The organism is Bacillus cereus group sp. BfR-BA-01441, from assembly GCF_022663075.1.
Lineage (GTDB): Bacteria > Bacillota > Bacilli > Bacillales > Bacillaceae_G > Bacillus_A > Bacillus_A cereus.
Window position 1 is genome coordinate 1 of the sequence record NZ_JAKUEU010000232.1, and the last position, 674, is coordinate 674.

A 674-nucleotide genomic window follows, 5' to 3' on the forward strand; every position below is an offset into this window, starting at 1 on the left:
TGAAGTGACCCCTAAAAGTTAGACACGGTTATTTCATTAGGCAGCTTGATAAAAATGAGTCCGGTATTGCACCGGGCTCATTTTTAATTTTGCCTTTATCCGTTTTGTATTGTAATAATCTATATATTTTTCTAATTCTATTTTGAAGTGCTCTACACTTTCAAACTCTTTTATGTAGAGAAACTCAGACTTCATGATTCCAAAGAAATTCTCCATTACTGCGTTGTCATAACAGTTACCTTTACGAGACATACTTTGTACGATACCTCTTTTTTGTAATGCGTGACGGTACTGTTTCATTTGATAATGCCACCCTTGATCTGAATGCATCATTAGTTGGTGATTTTCAGGTAAACCTTCTAATGCTGTCTCTAACATTTCTGAAACAAGTGAATACGTCGGTCTAGAGCCAATTGTATAGGTAATGATTTCACCATTATACAAGTCTAATACAGGTGATAAATAAAGTTTCTCACCGAATAATTTAAATTCTGTAATATCGGTTACCCATTTTTCATTTGGCGTATCTGCCGTAAATTTACGCTCTAAAATATGAGGTGCAATTTTACCAACTGTTCCTTTATAAGATTTATATTTTTTCATACGTACAAGACATTTTAAACCTAACTCTTTCATAATTCGTTGCACTTTTTTATGATTCACTATTTGATTAC

At 32.9% G+C, this 674-nt stretch carries 1 pseudogene; it reads right to left on the reverse strand.

Going from position 1 to position 674, the window contains the following annotated elements:
• Positions 1-36: 36 nt before the first annotated feature.
• A pseudogene (locus tag MR107_RS30215) lies at positions 37-674 on the reverse strand (IS3-like element ISBce18 family transposase); the annotation flags it as partial.